This window comes from Microbispora sp. H13382 (genome assembly GCF_014161445.1).
GTDB lineage: Bacteria > Actinomycetota > Actinomycetes > Streptosporangiales > Streptosporangiaceae > Microbispora.
Genome location: NZ_JABBXA010000043.1, coordinates 1 through 2436 on the forward strand (window position 1 = coordinate 1; position 2436 = coordinate 2436).

Annotated in this window: 2 protein-coding genes; one reads left to right on the forward strand and one right to left on the reverse strand. The window is 68.8% G+C overall.

Features of this window, described 5'->3' with window-relative positions:
* Positions 1-742 (reverse strand): endo-1,4-beta-xylanase (locus HHX41_RS39345; protein ID WP_182910002.1); only part of this gene is annotated, 742 nt, incomplete at its 3' end.
* 949 nt (positions 743-1691) lie between these two features.
* Between HHX41_RS39345 and HHX41_RS39350 the strand changes: the two genes are divergently transcribed.
* Positions 1692-2436, forward strand: a 745-nt coding sequence (locus tag HHX41_RS39350) for an RICIN domain-containing protein (protein WP_182910003.1), incomplete at its 3' end; no start/stop codon positions are given.

Here is a 2436-nt window from a genome sequence, read left to right on the forward strand (position 1 = left end):
ACTGCAGGCCCACGCAGTCGATCGGCACGCCGCGCGCCTTGAAGTCCCTGACCATGTTGTAGACGCCCTGCGTCTTGGCGGCCGTGGCGTTGTCGATGTTGTAGTCGTTGTAGCACAGCTTGACGTTGGGGTCGGCGGCCCGCGCGGCGCGGAAGGCCTCCTCGATGAAGCCGTTGCCGAGCTTCTGGGTGAAGATCGAGTCGCGCAGCGTGCCGACGGCGCCGCCGTCGGCGAACGCCTCGTTGACCACGTCCCAGGCGAAGACCTTGCCCTTGTAGTGGTTCATGACCTGGGTGATGTGGTTGGTCATCGCCGAGCGCAGGTCACTGGCGGACATGCCGCTGTTGATCCAGCTGGGCAGCTGGGCGTGCCACACCAGCGTGTGACCGCGGACCTTCATGCCCTTGCTCAGCGCGTGGTTGACGATCTGGTCGGCGGAGCTCCAGTTGAAGGAGTTGCGGGAGGGCTCGATCGGCCCCCACTTCATCTCGTTCTCGGCGGTGACCGAGTTGAACTCCCGGTCCCAGGTCGCCACATACGTCGAGTCGTTCAGGTGGCCGGCCGCGATCGCGGTGCCGAAGTAACGGCCGCTCTGTGCGGCGGCCGCGCCGAGCGTTCCGGCCGCGGCGCCCGCGGGGGTGGTCGCCGCCAGTGCGGTGACCGCGCCGAGTACGCCGAGGGCGCCGGCGACCAGCATCCGGCGGGTTCGCCCACCGCCGCCTGGTAAGGGATTTTCGCCCATGCCTGAGCCTCCACTGCGAGATCAATGAGGGGAACGCGGACAGACGCCCGCGGGGAAACACACGCGATCCGTCGTCGCGCCGAGACTGCGGCTCCTGCCGCGCACCACCGACCCCGGCAGGAGGAAGCCGCCTTGGGGAGCAGTGTGGGAAATCATCACGAAATGTGTCAAGAGGATGTCGAGAAAGTTTCGTGTCCATTCCGGGGCATGTCATTCATGCATCCAGGTGGGAGCGACGGTGGCTTGTCGTAAGTTTCCTGCGGCGTCCCGACATGTGGTGGAGCGACGTCGGGGCCGGTGAAAGTTTCATCGCGTCCCGGCTCCGGGCGGTGTTCTCACACTCGCGGCAGGAGCAGGTGAGCCGCCCCCGCCCTCATAGGGGTCCGTGACGCGAGCGGGAGCGGGCGTTGACACCGCTTGGGGGACCATGTTTGATCCGCTACACCACCACCACGCACGTCGCCGATGGGAGAGGAGCACTGGCTCGCGGAATTGTTAGCGCTCACATATCGGGTGCGAACCGCCTGACTTTCTGGGCCGGTGCGCCCTGGCCGCATCGCCGACGACCACCTCCACCGGGATCGCCGGGGCGTGGACGCCGCCGTCGATCGGGGAGTCCGACCCGTCCGCCGCATCGAGCGACCCGGCCTTCCCTGCGGCGTGGGGACCGACGACGCCGGCCACGGCCGGTTGGCCCGCACCTGCGTCACCATGCCCTGACCCTCAGCCGACCGCGCCCTGCGATACCACCACCAGGGCTGCCGACCCCAACCCGGGCGGCGACGACAGCCTGCCCCGGCGGCTGGGCCTGCTGACCCCCGCCACCTTCCCCGGCGGGACACCGCCCCGGTGCGGGGGACGCGATTCCCCCGCACCGGCGGTGAGTCCACGTAGCGCATCGCGGGCGTCTCGCCCGCCGGCCGTGTCTCCACCCTGCAGAGGAGAGTAGATGCACGCACCCCCCACTCGTGTGACGCGTGACCGGCGACGGTCGCCGGTCACCGTCTTCGCATGTCTTCTGGCGGCGCTCGCGACCGTCCTCGCCGGCGCCGTGGCCTGGACGGCGCCGGCATCGGCGGCGACCGTCGACACGAACGCCTGGTACGTGCTGGTCAACCGCAACAGCGGCAAGGCCCTGGACGTGTACAACTTCTCCACGGCCGACGGCGGGTCGCTCGTGCAGTGGACACGCACCGACGCCAACAACCAGCAGTGGCGGTTCGTCGACTCCGGCGGCGGCTACTACCGCGTGCAGTCGCGGCACTCGGGCAAGGTGCTCGACGTGTACAACGTCTCCACCGCCGACGCCGCCGACATCGTGCAGTGGAGCGACCACAACGGCACCAACCAGCAGTTCGGTCTCGCCGACTCCTCCGGCGGCTACGTCCGGCTGATCAACCGCAACAGCGGCAAGGCCGTCGAGGTCCAGAACGCCTCCACCGCGGACGGCGGCAAGATCGTGCAGTACTCCGACTGGGGCGGCAACAACCAGCAGTGGCAGCTCGTCCGCGTCGGGAGCGTCTCGGATCCGTCGTCGTCACCGTCAGCGTCACCGTCAGCGTCACCGTCGCCGTCGGTGAGTCCGTCGGGTGGGCCGTGGCCGCCGTCGTCGACGTACTCCAACCCGGTGTTGTGGCAGGACCTGGCCGACATCGACATCTTCCGGGTCGACGACACCTACTACTACTCGGCCT